The organism is Allobosea sp. BE125, assembly GCF_031456075.1.
GTDB lineage: Bacteria > Pseudomonadota > Alphaproteobacteria > Rhizobiales > Beijerinckiaceae > Allobosea.
The window spans coordinates 57,317-76,879 of record NZ_JAVDTY010000013.1 but is presented as its reverse complement, the minus strand read 5'-3'; the positions used below and the strand labels follow the sequence as shown (position 1 = coordinate 76,879).

The following is a 19,563-nucleotide window of genomic DNA, read 5'->3' as shown; positions in this document are numbered from 1 at the left end:
GGGCGAGCGCCAAAGACGCGCAGCGGGCTCATCGAAAGGGAGAGTTTCGATGAAGAGAGCTTGGATGCTGGCGGCCATTGCCGCCTTCGCGCTGACCGGCGCGGCCGAGGCGAAGACGCTGAAATGGGGCGCGGCGCGCGAGATCGCTTCGCTCGACCCCTATTCCTATGGCGACACCTTCACGCTTTCGGTGCTGAACCATGTCTATGAGGGGCTGGTGCGCTACACCGGCGATCTCAAGATCGAGCCGGCGCTGGCGGAGTCCTGGGAGACGGTCTCGCCGACGGTCTGGCGCTTCAAGCTCCGCCAGGGCGTGAAGTTCCACAACGGCAACCCGTTCACGGCCGACGATGTCGTCGCTTCGCTGGAGCGCGTCACCAACGATGCCTCGCCGCTCAAGGGCAATCTGCCGGCCTATAAATCCTCGAAAAAGATCGACGACTACACCGTCGAGATCGAGGTCAACGGCCCTTATCCGCTGCTGCTCAACGACCTCACCAACATCTTCATCTTCAACAAGGCCTGGCTCGTCGCCAACAACTCGCTGCTGCCGACCGATTCCGGTAAGGGCGTGAAGGGCTACGCCACCGACAACGCCAACGGCACCGGCCCCTTCGTCGTCGAGAGCCGCCGCGCCGACGCCAAGACCGTCTACGTCAAGAACCCGAACTGGTGGGACAAGCCCCAGCACAACATCGACACGATCGAGTTCCTGCCGATCGCCTCGGCCTCGACCCGTGTCGCGGCGCTGCTCTCGGGCGAGATCGACTTCACCAATGCCGCGCCCTTGCAGGATCTGCCGCGCCTGTCGGCCTCGCCCGAGGTCAAGGTGCTGCAGACCAATGAACTGCGCACCGTGATCTTCGCGCTCAATCTCAAGGACACGCTGTTCGAGAGCGATGTGAAGGATAAAAACCCGCTCAAGGATATCCGCGTTCGCGAGGCGCTCTACCGCGCCATCGACATCGACGCCGTCCAGAAGCGCGCCATGCGCGGCCTGTCGCGCAACACCGGCGCCCTGATCGCTCCGGCCATTCCAGGCTATGAGCCCTCGCAGGATGTGCGCCTGCCTTTCGACCTCGACGGCGCCAAGAAGCTGCTGGCGGCGGCGGGCTATCCCAACGGCTTCTCCTTCCAGATGAACTGCCAGAGCGACGGCCTCGTCAATGAGGAGGAGTTCTGCCAGGCGGTCGCCTCGATGTGGTCGCGCGCCGGCTTGCGGCCCAATCTGAGCCTCGGCCCGCGCAGCCAGCAGACGCCCAAGCGCGTCAAGGGCGAGTTCGACGTGATCTCCTTCGGCTGGGCCAATGAGCCGATGATCGACGCCTATTCGATCCTGATCCAGGTGATGCGCTCGAAGAGCGGTTCGGGTGGCGTGTTCAACTGGGGCAATTGGGGCGATCCGCGCATCGATGCCCTGATCGACAAGGCCGGCGTCGAACTCGACAACGGCAAGCGCATTCCGATGATGATGGAGGCGCTGAAGATCGCCAAGGCCGAGCACCTCTTCATCCCGCTGCACCAGCAGCCGATGGCCTGGGCGATGCGCAACACCGTGGCCGCGACCGTGCAGGCGTCCGACAACAAGCCGAGGCTGTGGCTGACGACGATGAAGTGAGGTCGCTGTCATTCCGCGGGAGAGCCGCAGGCTCGAACCCGAGGATGTCTTGATACGTCATGGTCGGGCTTGACCCGACCATCTCAAAAACCAGCATTTTCTTGTCCTGAGATTCTCGGGTCTGCGTGGAGTTTATCCTTGGGCCGATCGAAGATCGGACCCGAGGGCTACGCCCGAGAATGACGGCGGCAGAACAGGAACATCCGATGCCGGCCTTCCTCTTCAAGCGCCTCCTGAACGCGGCCGGCGTCATGCTTGCGGTCGCGTTCCTCGCCTTCCTGATCTTCCGCTTCGTCGGCGATCCCGTCGAACTGATGCTGAACGAGCAGGCGAGCCAGGCGCAGCGCGACGAATTGCGGATCAGGCTCGGGCTCGACAAGGGCTTCGTCCTGCAGTTCGCGACCTTCGTCGGCAATGCGCTGCACGGTGATTTCGGCATCTCCTACCGCAACCAGCAGGAGGTCTTCACGCTGATCTCCGAGCGCTTCCCCGCCACCTTCGAGCTGGTGCTGGTGGCGACTTTTCTCTCGCTCGCGGTCGGGATTCCACTGGGCGTCTACACCGCCATCAAGCGCGACAGCTGGCTGGCCAAATTCCTGCAATTCGTCTCGGTGCTCGGCGTCTCGCTGCCGAGCTTCGCGCTCGGCATCCTGTTCATCCTGCTGTTTTCGGTGACGCTGCAATGGTTGCCGGCCTTTGGACGCGGCCAGGTCGTGCAGCTCGGCTGGTGGAGCACGGGCTTCCTCACGCCGTCTGGCCGGTTGGCGCTGATCCTGCCGGGCATCACGTTGTCGCTCTTCCAGATCACGCTGGTGATGCGGTTGGTCCGGGCCGAGATGCTGGAGACGATGCGCACCGATTTCATCCGCTTCGCCCGGGCGCGCGGGCTGACGCTGCGCGCCGTCCACTTCCGCCACGCTTTGCGCAACTGCCTGATGCCGGTAATCACCGTGACGGGGCTGCAGATCGGCAATCTGATCGCCTTCGCGCTGGTCACGGAGACGGTGTTCCAGTGGCCGGGCATGGGCCTGCTCTTCGTCCAGGCGGTGACCTTCGTCGATATCCCGGTGATGGCGGCCTATCTGATCGTGGTCTCCTTCATCTTCGTCTCGCTGAACACGCTGGTCGATCTGCTCTACGCCTATGTCGACCCGCGCCTGCGCGAGGATGCGATCTCGGGAGCCGCCAATGCCCGCTGAATCTGCAAAGGCTCTGGAGACCAGGAAGCCCGGCCGTCTGCGCAGCTTCCTCGACAGCGATATCGGCTGGAGTTTCCGGCGCACGCCGGCGGCCTGGCTCTCGGCGATCGTGCTCGTGCTGCTGATCGCCACGGCGCTGCTGGCCCCGTTGATCGCAGTCCAGAACCCGTATGACCTCTCGCAGATCTTCATCGACAAGGCCGAGATCCCGCCGATCTGGGCCAGGGATGGCGAATGGCCCTTCCTGCTCGGCACCGATCCGCAGGGGCGCGACGTGCTCTCCGCCATCCTCTACGGCACGCGCGTCTCGCTGATCATCGGGATCGCCGCCGTGATCGTCTCGATGGCGCTGGGCGTCAGCATCGGGCTGGTCTCCGGCTATTATGGCGGGCGCATCGACAATCTGCTGATGCGGCTCGGCGATACCGTGCTCTCGATCCCGACGCTGCTGATGGCGATCCTGGTCAGCGCGATCTTCCGCGAGCTTTTGCCGCCGGCGCTGCGCGAGCCCTTCGCCGCCGTCGTGCTCGTCGTCTCGATCTCGCTCACCAACTGGGTGCAATATGCCCGCACGGTCCGCGCTTCGACCATGGTCGAGCGTCACAAGGAATATGTGCTCGCCGCCCGCATCATCAAGGTCGCGGCGACACGCATCATGGCCCGCCATATCCTGCCCAACACGCTTACCCCCGTTATGGTGGCGGCAACGCTGAATCTCGGCCTCGCCATCCTGTCGGAGGCGACGCTTTCCTTTCTGGGCGTCGGCATGCCGATCACCCAGCCTTCGCTGGGCACGCTGATCCGTATCGGCAACCAGTATCTCTTCTCCGGCTCCTGGTGGCTGGTCGTCTTCCCCTCGCTCCAGCTCGGATTGATCGTGCTCTCGGTCAATTTGCTGGGCGACTGGCTGCGCGACGCGCTGAACCCGAAGCTGCGGTGATGACGGTGAGGCGATGCCCTTTCCCGTCATGGTCGGGCTTGTCCCGGCCATCCACGTCTTCCTCGGTCGAGGGGCGTGTCCAAGACGTGGATGCTCGCCACAAGAGCGAGCATGACGGGGCGGCAAGCTCGACCGTGGCGCTCAGAAAACAACGAGGAAACGCCTGAAATGACCGCTTCCCTACTCCTTCGCAACGTTCGCCCTTATGGCAATGCCGCCACCGACATCCTGGTCGTGGACGGCAAGATCAGCCGGATCGCGCAGGGTATCGAGGCCCCTGCCGGCGTGCCGGTCGAGGACGGCCGCGGCGAGATCGTCATCCCCGGCCTCGTTGAGGCGCATACCCATCTCGACAAGAGCCTCTGGGGCCTGCCCTGGTACAAGAACGAGGTCGGCCCCAGGCTCCTCGACAAGATCGACAACGAGCGCGAGAACAAGAAGCGCCTCAACATCGACCCCTATCGCCAGTCGGCCCGGCAGAGCATCCAGTCCTCGCTGATGGGCTCGACCCATATCCGCAGCCATGTCGATGTCGACACCGAGCATGGGATGTGGGGCGTCGAAGGGGTGATGCGCACCCGCGATGAGTATCGCGACATCGTCGACATCGAGCTCGTCGCTTTCCCGCAATCGGGCCTGCTGCGCCGGCCGGGCACGCTGGACCTGATGGACCAGGCGATGAAGGCCGGTTGCGAGATCGTCGGCGGGCTCGACCCTTGCGCCATCGACCGTGATCCCAAGGGCCATCTCGATGCCGTTTTCGCGCTCTGCCAGAAATACGGCAAGCCGCTCGATATCCACCTGCATGAGCCCGGCGAAATGGGACTGTTCTCCTTCGACCTGATCGTCGAGCGGACGCGTGCGCTAGGCATGAAGGGCAAGGTTACGGTCAGCCACGCCTTCTGCCTCGGCGTCGATGCCGCGCTGGTCGATCCGCTGATCGCGCAGCTCGCCGAGCTCGACATCGCGATCATGACGACGGCGCCCGCCAGCCGCCCGGCTCCGCCGGTGCGCAAGCTGATTGAGGCCGGTGTGCGCGTCTGCTCCGGCAATGACGGCATCCGCGACACCTGGGGGCCCTATGGCAATGCCGACATGCTGGAGCGCGCCATGTTCGTCGGCCTGCGCAACAATTTCCGCCGCGACGACGAACTCAGGATGGCGCTCGATGTCTGCACCAGCGAGGGCGCCAAGGTGATGGAGATCGAAGGCTATGGGCTGACTGAGGGCAGCACTGCCGATGTCGTGATCCTGCCGGGCGAGACCCTTGCTGAAGCGATCGTGACGCGCTCGCCCAAGCGTCGCGTCGTCAAACGCGGCAAGGTCGTCGCGCGCGACGGCGTCTCGATCAGGACCGCGCCGTGAGCTTGCGCGCCGCCAGACGCCCGGAAGGGCGCATCCTGCTCACCGCGCGCTGGCTCGTCGGCCACGCGCAAGGGCGGCATCGCCTCTATGAGAACGGTGAGATCGTCTTCGAGGATGGCGAAGTCGTCTTCACCGGCCATGGTTTTCCCGGAGAGGTCGCTCGCCGTATCGACTACGGCAATGCGCTGATCGGGCCGGGCTTCGTCGATTGCGATGCGCTCTCGGATCTCGACACCACGATCCTGGCCTATGACAACCAGCCGGCCTGGAAGAAGGGCCGCGTCTGGCCGCGCTCCTATCTCGAAGCCGGCCCCTACGAAATGTATTCGCGCGAGGAGCTGGCCTTCCAGAAGAAGCACGCCTTCGCCACGCTGATCCGCAACGGCATCACCACCGCGCTGCCGATCGCCTCCTTGTTCTACCGCGCCTGGGGCGAGACGCCCGAGGAGTTCCAGGATGCGGCGGAAGCGGCCGCCGGGCTTGGCCTGCGCGCTTATCTCGGTCCGGCCTATCGCACCGGCAATCAACTGGTCGAGGCCGATGGCCGCATCACCACGCATTACGACGAGCCGCGCGGCCTGGCCGAACTCGATGCCGCGATCGAATTCTGCGAGCGCAACGAAGGCGCGGCCGGCGGGCTGATCCGCACTATGCTGGCGCCCGACCGGATCGAGACGTCGACAGCCGAATTGCTGCGTCGCACGGCTGCCGCCGGGCGCGCCTTGAAGGTACCGGTGCGCCTGCATTGCTGCCAGTCGAAGATCGAATACGACCTCGTCCTGGCCCAGCATGGCATGAGTCCGCCGGAATGGCTGCAGAGCCTGGGCTTCCTCGACCAGCGTTCGCTCTTGCCGCACGGCACCTATGTCTCGGGCAGCCGCCATGTCGAACGCCCCGGCCGCGACCTCGAGATCATTCGCGATGCAGGCGCCACGATCGTGCATTGCCCGCTGGTCTCAGGCCGGCACGGCAATGCCATCGACCATTTCGGCCGCTATCGCGAGATGGGGCTGAAGCTCGCCATGGGCACGGATACGAGCCCACCCGACATGATCATGAACCTGCAGGTCGGCATGATCCTGGCCCGCACCATGGCCGGCAGCGTCCATGCGGCACGCAGCGAGGATTATTACGACGTGGCGACCCTTGGCGGGGCCGAGGCGCTGGGCCGCCCTGATCTCGGCCGGCTCCAGCCGGGCGCGCGCGCCGACATCACCGTCTTCGATCTCGACCGCCCGCATCTCGGCCAGGTCATCGACCCCATCCAGACCATGCTGCTCGCCGGTCATGGCCGCGATTTCGCGACCGTGATCATCGACGGCCGCTTCGTGATGGAGGAGCGCGTGATCCCGGGCGTCGACGAGGCGGCGGACAAGCTGCGTGCTCAGAAGCAGTTCGAGGGCGTGATGGCGCGCTATCCGCAGCGTACCCATGGTCACCCAGCCGCCAGCGAGATCTTCTCCTCGAGCTATGTGATCGAACGTGCGGGAGGGGCAACATGAGCGCCGCCACCTCGCCGCTGCTCTCGGTGCGCGACCTGCGCATCGTCTTCGATGGCCGCCATGGCCCGTTAACGGCGCTCGACGGCGTCTCCTTCGACATCGCGCCCGGCGAAATCCTTGGCGTGGTCGGCGAATCCGGCGCGGGCAAATCCCTGACCGGAACGGCGGTGATCGGCCTGCTCGATCCGCCGGGGCGCATCAGCGGCGGATCGATCCATCTCGATGGGCGGCGTATCGACAATCTTTCGCCCGAGCCGATGCGCAAGCTGCGCGGCCGCCAGATCGGCGCGATCTTCCAGGATCCGCTGACCTCGCTGCATCCGCTGCTGACCGTCGGCGACCAGCTCGTCGAGACGATCCTGACGCATCTGCCGGTCGGCAAGGCGCAGGCGCGCAAGCGCGCGCTCGACCTTCTGAAGGAGGTCGGCATTCCGGCGGCAGAGACGCGCATCGACCAGTATCCGCACCAGTTCTCCGGCGGCATGCGCCAGCGCGTGGTGATCGCACTCGCGCTCTGCGCCGAGCCGAAGCTGATCATTGCCGACGAGCCGACCACGGCGCTCGACGTCTCGATCCAGGCGCAGATCACCACGCTGCTGAAGCGCCTGTGTCGCGAGCACGGCACCGCGATCATGCTGGTGACGCATGATATGGGCGTCATTGCCGAAACGGCCGATCGGGTCGCCGTGATGTATGCCGGGCGCATCGTCGAGATCGGCCCGGTTGCGGAGGTCACGCGCCGGCCGCATCACCCCTATACCGCCGGTCTGATGGCCTCGATCCCGAGCGTCCACACCCGCAACGCCGTCCTCAACCAGATCGACGGCGCGATGCCGCGCCTGAACGCCATTCCGGAAGGCTGTTCCTTCAATCCCCGTTGCGGGTTCGCAACCGGGTTCTGCCGCGAGCACAAGCCCGGCCTGCCGGTCTCGGCCCATGCCGCCGCCTGCCATTTCCCGCTGATGGAGCCGGCGCATGCGTGAGAGCGGCCCCATCCTCACCGTATCGGCGGCCTCCTGCCGCTTCGACGTCTCGGCGCCGGCTTTGTCGCGCCTGCTGACGCGCGAGCCGCGCCGTATCCTGCGCGCGGTCGAGACCGTCTCCTTCACCGTCGAACGCGGCACGACCTTCAGCATCGTCGGCGAATCCGGCTGCGGAAAATCGACGCTGGCGCGCATGGTGGTGGGCCTGCAGCGGCCGACCGAAGGCGCGCTGCATTTCTCCGACATCACCCGCATCGACGGCACGATTGGCCCGCCGCGCGTGCAGATGATCTTCCAGGATCCTTACGCCTCGCTGAACCCGCGCTGGCGTGTCGGCGACATCATTGCCGAGCCGATCCGCGAATTGAAGCTGCGCCAGGACGAGGCGGCGATCACGCGACGCGTCGGCGACCTCCTGGAGATCGTCGGCCTGTCGCGCAGCGACGCCTCGCGCTATCCGCATGCCTTCTCCGGCGGCCAGCGCCAGCGCATCTCGATCGCGCGTGCGCTCGCGACCGAGGCCGACTTCCTGGTCTGCGACGAGCCGACCTCGGCGCTCGACGTCTCCGTGCAGGCGCAGATCCTCAACCTGATGGTCCGGCTCCAGAAGGAGTTCGGGCTGACCTATCTCTTCATCAGCCACAACCTCTCGGTCGTGCGCCACATGTCGGACCAGCTCGCGATCATGTATCTCGGCCGCTTCGTCGAGACGGGGCCGGCAGACGAGGTCTTCGGCAATCCGCGCCACCCCTATACGCGGTTGCTGCTCGAGACGATTCCCGATGTCGAGAAGCCCAATCGCGCGCGCCGGCCAATGTCGGGCGAGGTGCCGAGCCCGATCGCGCCGCCGCCCGGCTGCGCCTTCCATCCGCGCTGCGCCATGGCTGCCGATATCTGCCGGGTCGAGCGGCCCCCCCTGCGCGATGTGGCGGCAGGCGCGCTGGCTTGCCATTTCGGCTGATTGCGGCGTTTTGAGGCGATGCTCATAGCCGGGATGCGCGCCAGGCAGCTGCGCGAGCCCCAGGATATCGTGTAGTCCGTTGTCTGGCGGTGCGGCATCCTGCGCGGCATTCGCGCAATGCTTTGTCACGATGAAGAACGGCTCTGTCACGATGAAGGACGCCGCCATGTCATTTCGCCCCGATATCGGCACGATGCCGGCAGAGTTGCGCGAGCGCCTGGCGCCCGGTGGCGTGCTGCGCGCCGGCATCAACCTGTCGAATTTCCTGCTGGTGTCGAGCCGCACGCCGGATGGCGGCCCTGCCGGCGTCTCCCCCGACATGGCTCGTGCGATCGCCGATACTCTTGGCGTCGCGTTGCGCTATGTGACCTATGAATCGCCGGGCCTGCTGGCGGATGCTGCCGGGCGCGACGAATGGGATATCGGACTGATCGGGGCCGAGCCGCAGCGCGCGGAGGTGATCAGCTTCACGCCGGCCTATGCCGCGATCGAGGCGACCTATCTCGTCCCTGCAGAATCGCCTTTCCAGAGTCCGGCCGAGGTCGATGCGGCAGGGGTCCGGATCGCCGTCACCGGCCGCACCGCCTATGGCCTCTGGCTCGACCGCAATATCGCCCATGCCGAGTTGGTGCGCTCGACGACGATGGACGAGGCGTTGGCGGATTTCAGCGACAAGAAGCTCGATGCGCTCGCAGGCCTGCGGCCGCGGCTCAACAGCGATGTGGCGCGGACACCCGGTACACGCATCCTCGATGGCCGGTTCATGGCGGTTCAGCAGGCGATCGGCGTCCCGAAGGTGAAGAGCGATGCGGTCGCCTATCTCACCAAATTCGTCGAGGCGGCCAGGAGCTCGGGCCTCATTGCCGAGCTCATCCGCAAGCACGGCGTCGAAGGTCTCAGCGTCGCCTGAGCCCTGCCGCCTCCGCACCCAACCTGAAATCGAGAGCTGCTCCCATGAAGATGTCCGAGATCGCCTTTTCCACGGTCGACTGGTCGCAGGTCGAGCCGACCCGCCATGCCGGCGAGGAGGGCGAGGCGACCTGGCGCACGCGCTTCTTCGGGCCGCAGGACAATCAGATCCGCGTCCGCATCGTCGAGTATTCGCCGGGTTATGTCGCCGACCATTGGTGCAGCAAGGGCCATGTCATCCTCTGCCTCGAAGGCGAGCTGGAGACGACGCTGGAGGATGGCCGCGTCTCGATCTTGACGCCGGGCATGAGCTATCAGGTGGCCGACGGCGCCGAAGCCCATCGCTCGCGCACGACGAAGGGCGCCAAGCTCTTCATCGTGGATTGAAAGGGCTCAGAGCCCCTTTGGAAATTCGAGCCCTCATCCTTCGAGACGCCATTCCCAAGGGCATGGCTCCTCAGGATGAGGGCTCAGGGAGTTTCCAAACGGGCTCTCAGCGCTCGGCCAGGATGCGCGCATTGGCCCGCACTGAAGCCTCGCTGACGCGGATGCCGAGCCCCGGCCCGTCCGGCACCACGACATGCCCGTTGCGGTTGGCGACGCGCTCCTCCAGCACGTCCTCGGTCAGGACATGGTGGGGCATGTAGAATTCGCAGCCGAGCGAGATGCCCGGCGTCGCGGCGATGAGCTGCGTGCCGGCGGCAAGCCCGATGCCGCCCTCCCAGAGCGTGCCGCCATAGCCCGGCAGCCCGGCCTGATCTGCGATCGCCATGATGGCCTGCGCCTTGAGGAGGCCGCCTGCCTTCATCAGCTTGACCGAGATCGCGTTCGCGGCCTTGAGGCGGATCACTTCGTTGAGATCGCGGGCGTCGAAACAGCTTTCATCGGCCAGGATCGGCGTGTCCAACGCGGCCACGAAGGCGGCCATCGCGTCGAGATTGTCGCGCGGAACCGGCTGCTCGATGAAGGTCGGTGCGAACGCGTCGACATCGCGCAGGATCTTGATCGCGCCGAAAGGCTGCAGCGCCTGATTATAGTCGAGCCTGAGATCGATCGCGTCGCCGAATTCGGAGCGCATCGCTTCGAGATGAGCGAGATCCTCCTTGTGCGGCTTCACGCCGGTCTTGACCTTGTAGATTACGTTGCCGGCCGGGACCATGGCGCGCATCCGCTCGAGATCGGCGGCGAAATCCGGATCGGCGATCGAGAAGGAGAGCGGGATCGTGTCGCGCACCCGCCCGCCGAGCAGGTCGGCGACCGAAAGGCCGGAGGCCTTGCCGACGATGTCCAGCAGCGCCATCTCGATCGCGACCTTGGCTTCGGCATGGCCGACGAGCGCGCGGTCGAGCAGGGCCATCGTCTCGCGCACGCGCTTGACGGGGCGGCCCATCAGCACCGGACGCAGATAGACGTCGATCGCCGCCAGCGCGGCTTCCGCCGTGCCCGTGAAGACCTCCCAGGGGGCGGCTTCGCCCCAGCCCACCACGCCGTCGCTCGCGGTCAACTCGACGAGGACGCGCTTGACCGTGCCCTTGACGTTCCCGACGCCCTGGAGCCGGGCCATCTTGATCGGGCTTTCGATGAAGAAGAGCCTGATGCGCTCGATGACAGCTCCGCTCATGCGAGCCCTCCATTGACGTGTATGATCTGGCCGGTGACGTAGGACGCAGCCGGCGAGGCAAGGAAGGCGATCATGCTCGCGACCTCCTCGGGCAGGCCGCGCCGCCCGAGCGGAATGATCGCTTCCATGCGGGCGATCGCCTCGAGGCTGAGCTTGCTGCCCCTGCCTTCGTCCTTGCGGATCAGCCCGGGCGCGACGGCGTTGACGGTGATGGCATCAGCGGCGAGTTCATGCGCCATCAGCTTCACCACCGTCTCCAGCGCGGCGCGGCTCACAGCCGTCGCGGCGAAGGGCTGGAGATCGGTGCGCAGGGCGTGGGCGACGAAGGACGAGGTGGCGACGATCCGGCCGCTGCCACTGGCCTTCAGCAGCGGGCGTGCTGTGCGGGCCATCCGCATGAGGGCGGCGACGGATTCGTCCATTGCCTGCCCGATCTCGCTCTCGGGCAGATCCATGATACCGGCTCTGCGGGCATGACCAGCCACCGCGATCAGGCCGTCGAGCTTACCGAAGCCCTCAGTGGCGAGCGCCACGATCTGGTCGCAGGTCGCCTTCGCAGCCATGTCGCCAAGGATGGTCTCGACCTTGGCTCCGGCCGTGCGAGCCGTCTCGGCGACTGCGTCGAGCCCGCTGCGATTGGTGCCGGTATGTATGATGAGGCCGACACCGGGTCCGGCCAGCAGCTGCGCGGTCGCCCGGCCGATTCCGCTCGCCGCACCGGTGACGAGATAGACACGATCGAGGCTGGGCATCACAGCGCCTTTTCGGCCGGGGTTTGAGCCGCGCCGCCGCGATGGAAATGGCCGAGGAAGGCCTGCGTCGCCGGTTCGCGCGGCGCGTCGATCACTTGCCGCGCCGGCCCTTCCTCGACGACCACGCCGTCGCGCATGAAGATGACGCGATCTGCGACCTCGCGTGCGAAGGCGATCTCATGGGTGACGATCACCATCGTCATGCCTTCCGAAGCCAGCTTCTGCATCACGCCCAAAACCTCGCCGACGAGCTCGGGGTCGAGCGCCGAGGTCGCCTCGTCGAACAGCATCACCTCCGGCTCCATGGCGAGCGCGCGGGCAATGGCGACGCGCTGCTTCTGCCCGCCCGACAGGCGGCTGGGATATTCATCGACCTTGTCGGCGAGGCCGACCTTGGCGAGCAGCGCCAGCGCCTGCTCGCGCGCCTGCGCCTTGGGCTTCCCGCGAACGGTGATCGGCGCTTCCATGACGTTGCCGAGCGCCGTCATATGCGGGAACAGGTTGAAGTGCTGGAACACCATGCCGGTATTGGTGCGGAAGCGGGCGAGTTCCTTGGTCCTGGGTGGCTTGCTGCCCGCACCGAAGGCGAAGCTGTCCTCTCCGACCCGCACGCGTCCGCCATCGGGCGTCACCAGCAGGTTGATGCAGCGCAGCAGGGTCGATTTGCCGGAGCCGGAGGGGCCGATCAGCGCCACCACGCTCCCGGCCGCGACCTTCAGGTTGATGTCCTTGAGGACGACGAGGTCGCCGAATTGCTTGCGCAGCGCGGCGACCTCGATTTTGGGTTTTGTGTCCATCGCCTCGCCTCAATCGCTCGTGGACAGCTTCTTCTCGCCTTGCCGCACGATGATCGTGAGCGGGAAGAGAAGCACGAAATAGGCGATCGCTACGGCGCTGTAGACCTCCAGCGGCCGATAGCTGTCATGCGCCGCGATCTGGCCCTGATAGAGCAGGTCCGGCACCGCCAGCACCGAGACCAGCGAGGTGTTCTTGAACTGGATAATCGACTGGTTCATCAGCGGCGGGATCATGCGCTTCAGCGCCTGTGGCAGGATGATCCGGCGCATCGACTGGAACGGGGTCATGCCGAGCGCGGCCGCGGCCTCCGGTTGGCCGGGATCGATCGAGACGATGCCGCCCCGGATGATCTCGGCATAGAACGAGCCGCCATAGAGCGAGAGCGCCAGGATCGATGCCGTGACAGGCGAGATCTCGATGCCGCTGAGGATCGGCAGGGCGTAGTAGAACCAGACCAATTGCACCAGCACGGGCGTGCAGCGGAAGACCTCGATATAGGCGAGCGCGAGCCAGCGCAGCGGGGCGAAGGGAGAGAGTTTCGCAAGCGCTCCCACAAGCCCGATGAGCAACCCGAGCACGACGATGGCGACGGTGAAGCCGACCGTGACCCACAAGCCGTTGAGGAACAGCCAGCGATAGCTCCAGAGCGAGCCGAAATCCCATTGATACATGGTGAGGCATCCAAGAGAGGGCCCGAGCGCATTGCTCCGGGCAGGATCGCCACGGAACGATGCCGGGCAACCCCGCCGGTCCGCATGGGACAGGCGGGGCCATTGGCTGGCGGGCGCTAGGCCCTCAGAGCTGGACGCCGGCGGGCATGTCGGCTTCGGTGACGCCGACCGACTCCATGTTCTTGATGATCACGCTGCGGATCAGGCCGAGCCCGCGATTGAACTCGAGCCAGGTGTTGACATATTTCGGCCAGGTCTGGTCGGCCTCGCGGCGGAAGCCTGCATTCGAGGTCGTGGCGAAGACCGGAGTCGGCACCACGAGCTCGCCGAGCGCCGGGTTCTTCTTGAGCATGGTGAGCGAGAGCATCATCACGATGCATTGCGCGTCGGCGCGGCCGGTCATGATGGCGGCGGCGGCATCGTCGACGCTCTTGAAGCGCGAGATCTGCGCCTTTGAGCACAGCCGTGTCGCGACCTGGTCCTGAGAGGAGCCGGCATCGACGGTGATCTTGAGGGCGGGGTTGTTGAAATCGTCCCAGGTCTTCTTGCCCAGGCCCTTCTTGGTGATCATCGTGAAGGCGTTGTTGAACACCGGCACCGAGAAATCGACCACCAGGGCGCGCTTCGGCGTCGGGTTGAGGCCGAAGAAGATGTCGATCTTGTTCGCCTGCAGGTCGAGGACGGAATTGCCCCAGGTCGTCTCGAGGATCTCGAGCTCGACTTCGAGCTCCTCGGCCAGCGCCTTCGACAGGTCGATATAGAAGCCGCCCCACTGACCGGTCGCGATATCCTTGTTGTAATAGGGGGCCGCTCCCGCCACCGCACCGATGCGCAGCTTCTTGGTCCGGCGGATGCGCTCGAAGGCGGTCTCGCCTCCGGCTGCCGGCGCCTGGGCCGCAGCTGGCGAAACGATGCCGGCAGCCGCTATCCCGACAGCCGCGGCGCCGATGGCCGTGGCGATATCCCTGCGCGAAACCATGGTGATCCCCTCTTCCAGATAATTCGGTCGCTTACGGCTTGCTCGCCGCAGCGTCCGCTTTAGTCCGCCGGAAGACCGTCATGATCAAGCGGCATTTTGCAAAGCGAGGCGAAACCTCGGCTGCAGCCGGCTTAGCAAAATGGCGGCCAGTCCGGGGCTGAAGATGGTCGCCAGCTCCTGCCGCGCGGCCACATTGCGGCTTTTCAACCAGGAGGATGTGCGCGCCTCTCCTTGATGAGATCGATCAGCGCACGAAGCCCCGCCGGAACATGGCGACGCCCCGGATAATACAGGCACAGGCCGGGGAAGGGCGGCGTCCAGTCGTCGAGCACGCGCAGAAGCCGCCCGGAGGCGAGATCGGCGGCGACGCTCCACTCGCCGAGATAGCTCAGGCCGAATCCGGCGCGCGCTGCCTCCAGCATCAGGCCCGTTTCATCGAGCGTGAGCGGCCCCTGCACGTCGACAACGACCCGTTCGCCGCGACGTTCGAACTCCCAGCGCCAGATTGCGCCGCTTCCCATGCGGCTGCGGATGCAGCGATGCGCGAGGAGATCGGCTGGCGAGCGCGGCGGCGGGTTCTCAGCGAGATAGGCCGGCGAGGCGACCACGACCATGCGCTGCTCCGGACCCAAGGGCACGGCGATCATGTCCCGCGGCAGCGTCTCGACCAGGCGGATGCCGGCGTCGAAGCCGTCGACCACGATGTCGATGAGCTTGTCCTCGGTGACGAGGTCGATCTTCATCTGCGGATACCGGCGCAGATACTCGAACACGATCGGCTGCATGATCTGGCGCGCCGCACCGACCGAGCTGTTGAGGCGCAGCGTGCCTATCGGCGTCTCGCGATGGCTGTTGGCGGCGTCGACGGCGTCGCGGATCTCGGCCAAGGCGGGCGAGATCCGATTGACCAGCTGTTCGCCTGCCGCCGTCAGCGAGACGCTGCGTGTCGTGCGGTTGAAAAGCCGCAAGGCCAGGCGCGCCTCGACCGCGGAGATGGCATGGCTGAGGGCGGAAGGCGACATGCCGAGCTCGGTTGCGGCGGCGCGAAAGCGGCCATGCCGCGCCAGGGCGATGACGGCCTCGAAATCGCTGAGGGCGCTTCGCGACATTGTTTCGATTCTCTCATGATGTCGTGCAAGTTTATGCGGCTTATCCGATCAATCCTAGTCTCCTATCTCCAGGCGGTCATCGCCGAACCCTGGAGAGCTCCATGCGCATCATCGACACGGTCTATATCGACGGCGCCTTTGTCGCTCCGCATGGCGAGGAGCTGTTCGACCTGTTCAATCCCGCGACCGGCAAGGTCATCGGCCGCGTCCGCCTTGGCGATGTCGAGGACACGCAGCGCGCCATCGCCGCAGCCAGGCGAGCCTTTCCGGCGATGTCCCGCACCGGCAAGGCTGAGCGGATCGCCATGCTGAAGCGCCTGCACGAGGCGGTCATGGCCAGACTCGACGCGATCACGCAGGCAACGATCGAGGAATATGGTGCGCCGGTTGCGCGGGCCTCCTGGGGCGCGAAATACGCCGCGCAGGCCTTTCTCGATGCCGCGAGCACGCTGGAGGATATCTCGCTGCTCCGCCGGATCGGCACAGCCGAGGTGGTGATGGAGCCCGTCGGCGTCGTCGGATTGATCACGCCCTGGAACGCCAATGCGGGCTTCATCTGCAACAAGCTCGCAACCGCGATCGCCGCAGGCTGCACCGCCGTGATCAAACCGAGCGAGATGAGCGCGATCCAGACGCAGGTCGTTTGCGAGGCTCTGCACGCGGCGGGACTGCCGCCCGGCGTCTTCAATATCGTCAATGGGCGCGGCGACGTCGTCGGCGCGGAACTCAGCGCCCATCCCGATATCGCCAAGATCTCCTTCACCGGCTCGACCGCCGTGGGCAAGGCGATCATGCGCGCCGGGGCCGAGACGATGAAGCGCGTGACGCTGGAACTCGGCGGGAAGTCGCCGACGCTGATCCTCGACGATGCCGATCTTGCCACCGCCGTGCCGCTCGCGATCGCCGCAGGCTTCATCAATAGCGGGCAGGCCTGCCTCGCCGGTACGCGCATTCTCGTGCCGCAAACCAGGCTTCAGGAGGTGGAGGCGTTGGCCCGGAAGGCGGTCGACGCGACCAAGGCCGGAGATCCGCGCGACCCGGCGACCGCGATCGGCCCGATGGTGAGCCAGCGGCAATGGGAGCGGGTGCAGCGCTATATCCGCATCGGGTTGGAAGAGGGCGCGCGCCTGCTGATCGGTGGCGAAGGCAAGCCCGAAGGGCTCGAGGCCGGCTATTTCGTCAAACCGACCGTGTTCAGCGGCGTCCATAACGGCATGACGATCGCACGCGAGGAGATCTTCGGGCCTGTGCTCTCGATCATCACCTATCGCGACGAGGAGGAGGCGGTGGCGATCGCCAACGACACGGTTTACGGACTCCAGGCCTGCGTCATCTCCGCCGACGTCGCGCGAGCGCGTGCCGTCGCCTCGCGGCTCCAGGCCGGGCGTATCCTGATCAATGGCCTGCACCACGAACCGCTGGCGCCATTTGGTGGGTTCAAGCAGTCCGGGATCGGGCGCGAGCACGGCGCCTTCGGCCTTGAAGGCTATCTTGAGCCGAAAACGGTCTTGGGGGCGGCGGCCGCCGCCTGATCCTGCCGACGATGGCTCGCCGCGACGGCCGAGCGGGTTGAACAGACGGGCCGCTCGGCTGAATCAAACGCGGCCCGCCATTTCATAGGCAAATGCCTAATTTGCGGGCATTTTAGGTCGCTTTTGCGCAGCGGCGGACAATTCGGACCGCGTCCTATCATCGGCCTGGCTTTGGCACGCCCCTTGTAGGGCCCGCGCCCAACCAGGAGGCAGGATTGCGCGGTTCCGATCTCGAACTCGTTCAGGTCACCAAGCGCTATGGCGCGACGGTTGCCGTCGACGCGATCAATCTGCGCGTCAAGGCCGGCACCTATTGCTGCCTGCTCGGCCCGTCCGGTTGCGGCAAATCCTCGACCTTGCGGATGATCGCCGGCCATGAGGCGGTGAGCGAAGGCGACATCATCCTGGGCCCGACCAACGTCACCGATCTGCCGCCGGCCCGGCGTGGCACGGCGATGATGTTCCAGAGCTACGCGCTGTTCCCGCATCTTTCCTGCGTCGACAATGTCGCTTTCTCCCTGAAGATGCGTGGCGTTGCGAAGGCAGAGCGCCGGGCGGAGGCGATGCGCCTGCTCGAACTCGTCGCGATGGAACGCTATGCCGAGCGCCTGCCGGCGCAGCTCTCTGGCGGCCAGCAGCAGCGCGTCGCGCTGGCCCGCGCCCTGATCACCAAGCCGCAGATCCTGCTGCTCGACGAGCCGCTTTCGGCGCTCGATCCGTTCCTGCGCATCAAGATGCGTGCTGAACTGAAGAAGCTGCAGAAGGAGCTCGGCATCACCTTCATCCACGTCACCCATGGCGAGGACGAGGCGATGGCGCTGGCCGATCTGATGGTGGTGATGAACCAGGGCCTGATCGAGCAGGCCGGCACGCCGCGCGAGGTCTTCAATGCGCCGGCAACTGCCTTCATCGCCCGCTTCATCGGCGGCCACAACATCGTCTCCGATGCATCAGGCGCGATCGCGGTCCGCACCGACAAGCTGCGCCTGACCAAGGCCGTGAACGGCGCAGTCCGTACCGCGTTGGTCAGCGATGTCGAATATCAGGGCTCCTATGTCCAGATCGGCCTGGCGGCGGATTTTGCCGCCGAGCTGACCGCCAATCTGAGCGAAGCCGCCTTCGACGCCGAGCCATTCAACCCCGGCGACACCGTCGCCGTGAGCTGGAACGAGGCCGACATTCACCGGCTGGGCGCCGCCACCTGACAACAAGACCGACGAGCAAGATCGATGAGCAAGATCGATGAGGAGGAGAGAGTGATGGGTAGGACGACGAAGGATACGAAAGGCGTCTCGCGGCGCACGCTGCTGAAGGGTGCCGGGGCTGCCGCAGGTATGGCCGCCGGTTCGGGCGCGATCACCGGCTTCCCCGCCGTCTGGTCGCAGGAGCCCAAAGTGCTGCGCTATCTCGGCACGGCCGTGAACCAGGCCGACGACATCACTAGGAAGGTCAAGGCCGACACCGGGATCACCATCGAATACATCTCGGCGACGACCGACGACGTGACCAAGCGCGTCATCACCCAGCCGAACTCCTTCGACGTGCTCGACACCGAGTATTTCAGCCTGAAGAAGCTCGTGCCGTCCGGCAACATCCTCGGCATGGATGCCCGCAAGATCAAGGAGTTCGACAACATCACGCCGGTCTTCACCAAGGGCCAGTTGCCCAATGGCAAGGTCATCGGCGATCAGGGCACGGCGCCCAAGAAGGTGATGTTCGTCGAGGGCGCGAACTCGACCAAGTTCGCCTCTGGCGTGACGCAATGGGTGACGCTGATCCCGACCGTCTACAACGCCGATACGCTCGGCATCCGCCCCGACCTGATCAAGCGCCCGATCGAGAGCTGGAAGGAACTCCTGAACCCGGAATTCAAGGGCAAGGCCTCGATCCTCAACATCCCCTCGATCGGCATCATGGATGCGGCGATGGTGGTCGAGGCGGCCGGGCTCTACAAATATCCCGACAAGGGCAACATGACCCGCGCCGAGATCGACCTGACCATGAAGGTCCTGACCGAGGCGAAGAAGAGCGGCCAGTTCCGCGCCTTCTGGAAGGACTTCAACGAGAGCGTCAACCTGATGGCTTCGGGCGAGACGGTGATCCAGTCGATGTGGTCGCCGGCCGTCACGGCGGTGCGCACCAAGGGCATCGCCTGCACCTTCCAGCCGCTGAAGGAGGGCTATCGCTCCTGGGCCTCGGGCTTCTGCCTGTCGAAATCGGTCACGGGCCGCAAGGCCGAGCTCGCCTATGAGTTCGTCAACTGGTTCCTGTCGGGCTGGGCCGGCGCCTATCTCAACCGGCAGGGCTATTATTCCGCTGTCCTCTCCACCGCCAAGGCCAATATGGAGCCCTATGAATGGGCCTATTGGATGGAGGGCAAGGCTGCCGAGAAGGACATCAAGGCGCCCGATGGCTCATTGCTGGAGAAAGCCGGCTCGAGCCGCGACGGCGGCTCCTATGACGACCGCATGGGCAATGTCGCCTGCTGGAACGCGGTGATGGACGAGAACGACTACATGGTCCGCAAATGGAACGAGTTCATCGCGGCGTGAGGTGAACGCTGCTGCGCCCCGCATCTGGCGGGGCGCTCTCTTCCTCAGCCCTCATCCTGAGGAGCAGGCGTA

At 65.6% G+C, this 19,563-nt stretch carries 18 protein-coding genes; 12 read left to right on the top strand and 6 right to left on the bottom strand.

Features of this window, described 5'->3' with window-relative positions; all coding sequences use genetic code 11:
- Positions 1–49 precede the first annotated feature (49 nt).
- The 9 genes from J2Y55_RS24810 (at position 50) to J2Y55_RS24770 (ending at position 9,864) form a co-directional block, all read left to right on the top strand.
- Positions 50–1,618, top strand: coding sequence for an ABC transporter substrate-binding protein (locus J2Y55_RS24810; protein ID WP_310158858.1), 1,569 nt, complete (start codon positions 50–52; stop codon positions 1,616–1,618).
- 206 nt (positions 1,619–1,824) lie between these two features.
- On the top strand, positions 1,825–2,817 hold the full coding sequence (locus J2Y55_RS24805; protein WP_310158855.1) for an ABC transporter permease: 993 nt from the start codon (positions 1,825–1,827) through the stop codon (positions 2,815–2,817).
- Complete coding sequence (locus tag J2Y55_RS24800) at positions 2,807–3,757, top strand: ABC transporter permease (RefSeq protein WP_310158853.1); 951 nt, start codon at positions 2,807–2,809, stop codon at positions 3,755–3,757. Before J2Y55_RS24805 ends, J2Y55_RS24800 begins: the two co-directional genes overlap by 11 nt.
- Before the next feature lie 168 nt (positions 3,758–3,925).
- Entirely contained in the window at positions 3,926–5,122 is a 1,197-nt protein-coding gene (locus J2Y55_RS24795) for an amidohydrolase family protein (RefSeq protein ID WP_310158851.1), read from the top strand.
- On the top strand, positions 5,119–6,624 hold the full coding sequence (locus J2Y55_RS24790; protein ID WP_310158849.1) for an amidohydrolase family protein: 1,506 nt from the start codon (positions 5,119–5,121) through the stop codon (positions 6,622–6,624). Before J2Y55_RS24795 ends, J2Y55_RS24790 begins: the two co-directional genes overlap by 4 nt.
- Positions 6,621–7,607: an ABC transporter ATP-binding protein gene (locus tag J2Y55_RS24785; protein WP_310158847.1), complete on the top strand. Its 987-nt coding sequence runs from the start codon at positions 6,621–6,623 to the stop codon at positions 7,605–7,607. The genes J2Y55_RS24790 and J2Y55_RS24785 overlap by 4 nt, the downstream gene beginning before the upstream one ends.
- Complete coding sequence (locus tag J2Y55_RS24780) at positions 7,600–8,568, top strand: ABC transporter ATP-binding protein (RefSeq protein ID WP_310158844.1); 969 nt, start codon at positions 7,600–7,602, stop codon at positions 8,566–8,568. Before J2Y55_RS24785 ends, J2Y55_RS24780 begins: the two co-directional genes overlap by 8 nt.
- A 166-nt stretch (positions 8,569–8,734) precedes the next feature.
- The gene (locus tag J2Y55_RS24775) at positions 8,735–9,478 is read left to right on the top strand and encodes a transporter substrate-binding domain-containing protein (protein WP_310158842.1); all 744 of its coding nucleotides are present in this window, start codon (positions 8,735–8,737) and stop codon (positions 9,476–9,478) included.
- Positions 9,479–9,522: 44 nt separating this feature from the next.
- Complete coding sequence (locus J2Y55_RS24770) at positions 9,523–9,864, top strand: DHCW motif cupin fold protein (RefSeq protein ID WP_310158840.1); 342 nt, start codon at positions 9,523–9,525, stop codon at positions 9,862–9,864.
- A 106-nt stretch (positions 9,865–9,970) separates the two neighbouring features.
- Here J2Y55_RS24770 and J2Y55_RS24765 read toward each other — a convergent pair whose 3' ends face one another.
- From J2Y55_RS24765 to J2Y55_RS24740, 6 genes are all read right to left on the bottom strand, one after another.
- On the bottom strand, positions 9,971–11,098 hold the full coding sequence (locus J2Y55_RS24765; RefSeq protein ID WP_310158838.1) for an enolase C-terminal domain-like protein: 1,128 nt from the start codon (positions 11,096–11,098) through the stop codon (positions 9,971–9,973).
- Positions 11,095–11,850, bottom strand: coding sequence for an SDR family NAD(P)-dependent oxidoreductase (locus J2Y55_RS24760; RefSeq protein WP_310158836.1), 756 nt, complete (start codon positions 11,848–11,850; stop codon positions 11,095–11,097). The genes J2Y55_RS24765 and J2Y55_RS24760 overlap by 4 nt, the downstream gene beginning before the upstream one ends.
- Positions 11,850–12,647, bottom strand: coding sequence for an amino acid ABC transporter ATP-binding protein (locus J2Y55_RS24755; RefSeq protein WP_310158833.1), 798 nt, complete (start codon positions 12,645–12,647; stop codon positions 11,850–11,852). The genes J2Y55_RS24760 and J2Y55_RS24755 overlap by 1 nt, the downstream gene beginning before the upstream one ends.
- A gap of 9 nt (positions 12,648–12,656) precedes the next feature.
- Entirely contained in the window at positions 12,657–13,319 is a 663-nt protein-coding gene (locus J2Y55_RS24750; protein WP_310158831.1) for an amino acid ABC transporter permease, read from the bottom strand.
- A 124-nt stretch (positions 13,320–13,443) separates the two neighbouring features.
- Positions 13,444–14,298, bottom strand: a complete 855-nt coding sequence (locus J2Y55_RS24745) for a transporter substrate-binding domain-containing protein (RefSeq protein ID WP_310158829.1) — start codon at positions 14,296–14,298, stop codon at positions 13,444–13,446.
- A gap of 203 nt (positions 14,299–14,501) precedes the next feature.
- Positions 14,502–15,407: a LysR family transcriptional regulator gene (locus J2Y55_RS24740; RefSeq protein ID WP_310158826.1), complete on the bottom strand. Its 906-nt coding sequence runs from the start codon at positions 15,405–15,407 to the stop codon at positions 14,502–14,504.
- Between the two features lie 101 nt (positions 15,408–15,508).
- On the opposite strand from J2Y55_RS24740, the gene J2Y55_RS24735 reads away from it, so the two are divergent.
- The 3 genes from J2Y55_RS24735 (at position 15,509) to J2Y55_RS24725 (ending at position 19,491) form a co-directional block, all read left to right on the top strand.
- Positions 15,509–16,939, top strand: coding sequence for an aldehyde dehydrogenase family protein (locus tag J2Y55_RS24735; RefSeq protein ID WP_310158824.1), 1,431 nt, complete (start codon positions 15,509–15,511; stop codon positions 16,937–16,939).
- A 215-nt stretch (positions 16,940–17,154) separates the two neighbouring features.
- Positions 17,155–18,144: an ABC transporter ATP-binding protein gene (locus tag J2Y55_RS24730; RefSeq protein ID WP_310158822.1), complete on the top strand. Its 990-nt coding sequence runs from the start codon at positions 17,155–17,157 to the stop codon at positions 18,142–18,144.
- A 54-nt stretch (positions 18,145–18,198) separates the two neighbouring features.
- Complete coding sequence (locus J2Y55_RS24725; protein ID WP_310159053.1) at positions 18,199–19,491, top strand: ABC transporter substrate-binding protein; 1,293 nt, start codon at positions 18,199–18,201, stop codon at positions 19,489–19,491.
- Positions 19,492–19,563 lie beyond the last annotated feature (72 nt).

Excerpts from the sequence above, each read along its gene's own strand:
- J2Y55_RS24810 (WP_310158858.1), top strand. The coding sequence starts at position 50 with ATGAAGAGAGCTTGGATGCTGGCGGCCATTGCCGCCTTCGCGCTGACC.
- J2Y55_RS24805 (WP_310158855.1), top strand. The coding sequence starts at position 1,825 with ATGCCGGCCTTCCTCTTCAAGCGCCTCCTGAACGCGGCCGGCGTCATG.
- J2Y55_RS24800 (WP_310158853.1), top strand. The coding sequence starts at position 2,807 with ATGCCCGCTGAATCTGCAAAGGCTCTGGAGACCAGGAAGCCCGGCCGT.
- J2Y55_RS24795 (WP_310158851.1), top strand. The coding sequence starts at position 3,926 with ATGACCGCTTCCCTACTCCTTCGCAACGTTCGCCCTTATGGCAATGCC.
- J2Y55_RS24785 (WP_310158847.1), top strand. The coding sequence starts at position 6,621 with ATGAGCGCCGCCACCTCGCCGCTGCTCTCGGTGCGCGACCTGCGCATC.
- J2Y55_RS24780 (WP_310158844.1), top strand. The coding sequence starts at position 7,600 with ATGCGTGAGAGCGGCCCCATCCTCACCGTATCGGCGGCCTCCTGCCGC.
- J2Y55_RS24775 (WP_310158842.1), top strand. The coding sequence starts at position 8,735 with ATGTCATTTCGCCCCGATATCGGCACGATGCCGGCAGAGTTGCGCGAG.
- J2Y55_RS24770 (WP_310158840.1), top strand. The coding sequence starts at position 9,523 with ATGAAGATGTCCGAGATCGCCTTTTCCACGGTCGACTGGTCGCAGGTC.
- J2Y55_RS24765 (WP_310158838.1), bottom strand. The coding sequence starts at position 11,098 with ATGAGCGGAGCTGTCATCGAGCGCATCAGGCTCTTCTTCATCGAAAGC.
- J2Y55_RS24760 (WP_310158836.1), bottom strand. The coding sequence starts at position 11,850 with ATGCCCAGCCTCGATCGTGTCTATCTCGTCACCGGTGCGGCGAGCGGA.
- J2Y55_RS24755 (WP_310158833.1), bottom strand. The coding sequence starts at position 12,647 with ATGGACACAAAACCCAAAATCGAGGTCGCCGCGCTGCGCAAGCAATTC.
- J2Y55_RS24750 (WP_310158831.1), bottom strand. The coding sequence starts at position 13,319 with ATGTATCAATGGGATTTCGGCTCGCTCTGGAGCTATCGCTGGCTGTTC.
- J2Y55_RS24745 (WP_310158829.1), bottom strand. The coding sequence starts at position 14,298 with ATGGTTTCGCGCAGGGATATCGCCACGGCCATCGGCGCCGCGGCTGTC.
- J2Y55_RS24740 (WP_310158826.1), bottom strand. The coding sequence starts at position 15,407 with ATGTCGCGAAGCGCCCTCAGCGATTTCGAGGCCGTCATCGCCCTGGCG.
- J2Y55_RS24735 (WP_310158824.1), top strand. The coding sequence starts at position 15,509 with ATGCGCATCATCGACACGGTCTATATCGACGGCGCCTTTGTCGCTCCG.
- J2Y55_RS24725 (WP_310159053.1), top strand. The coding sequence starts at position 18,199 with ATGGGTAGGACGACGAAGGATACGAAAGGCGTCTCGCGGCGCACGCTG.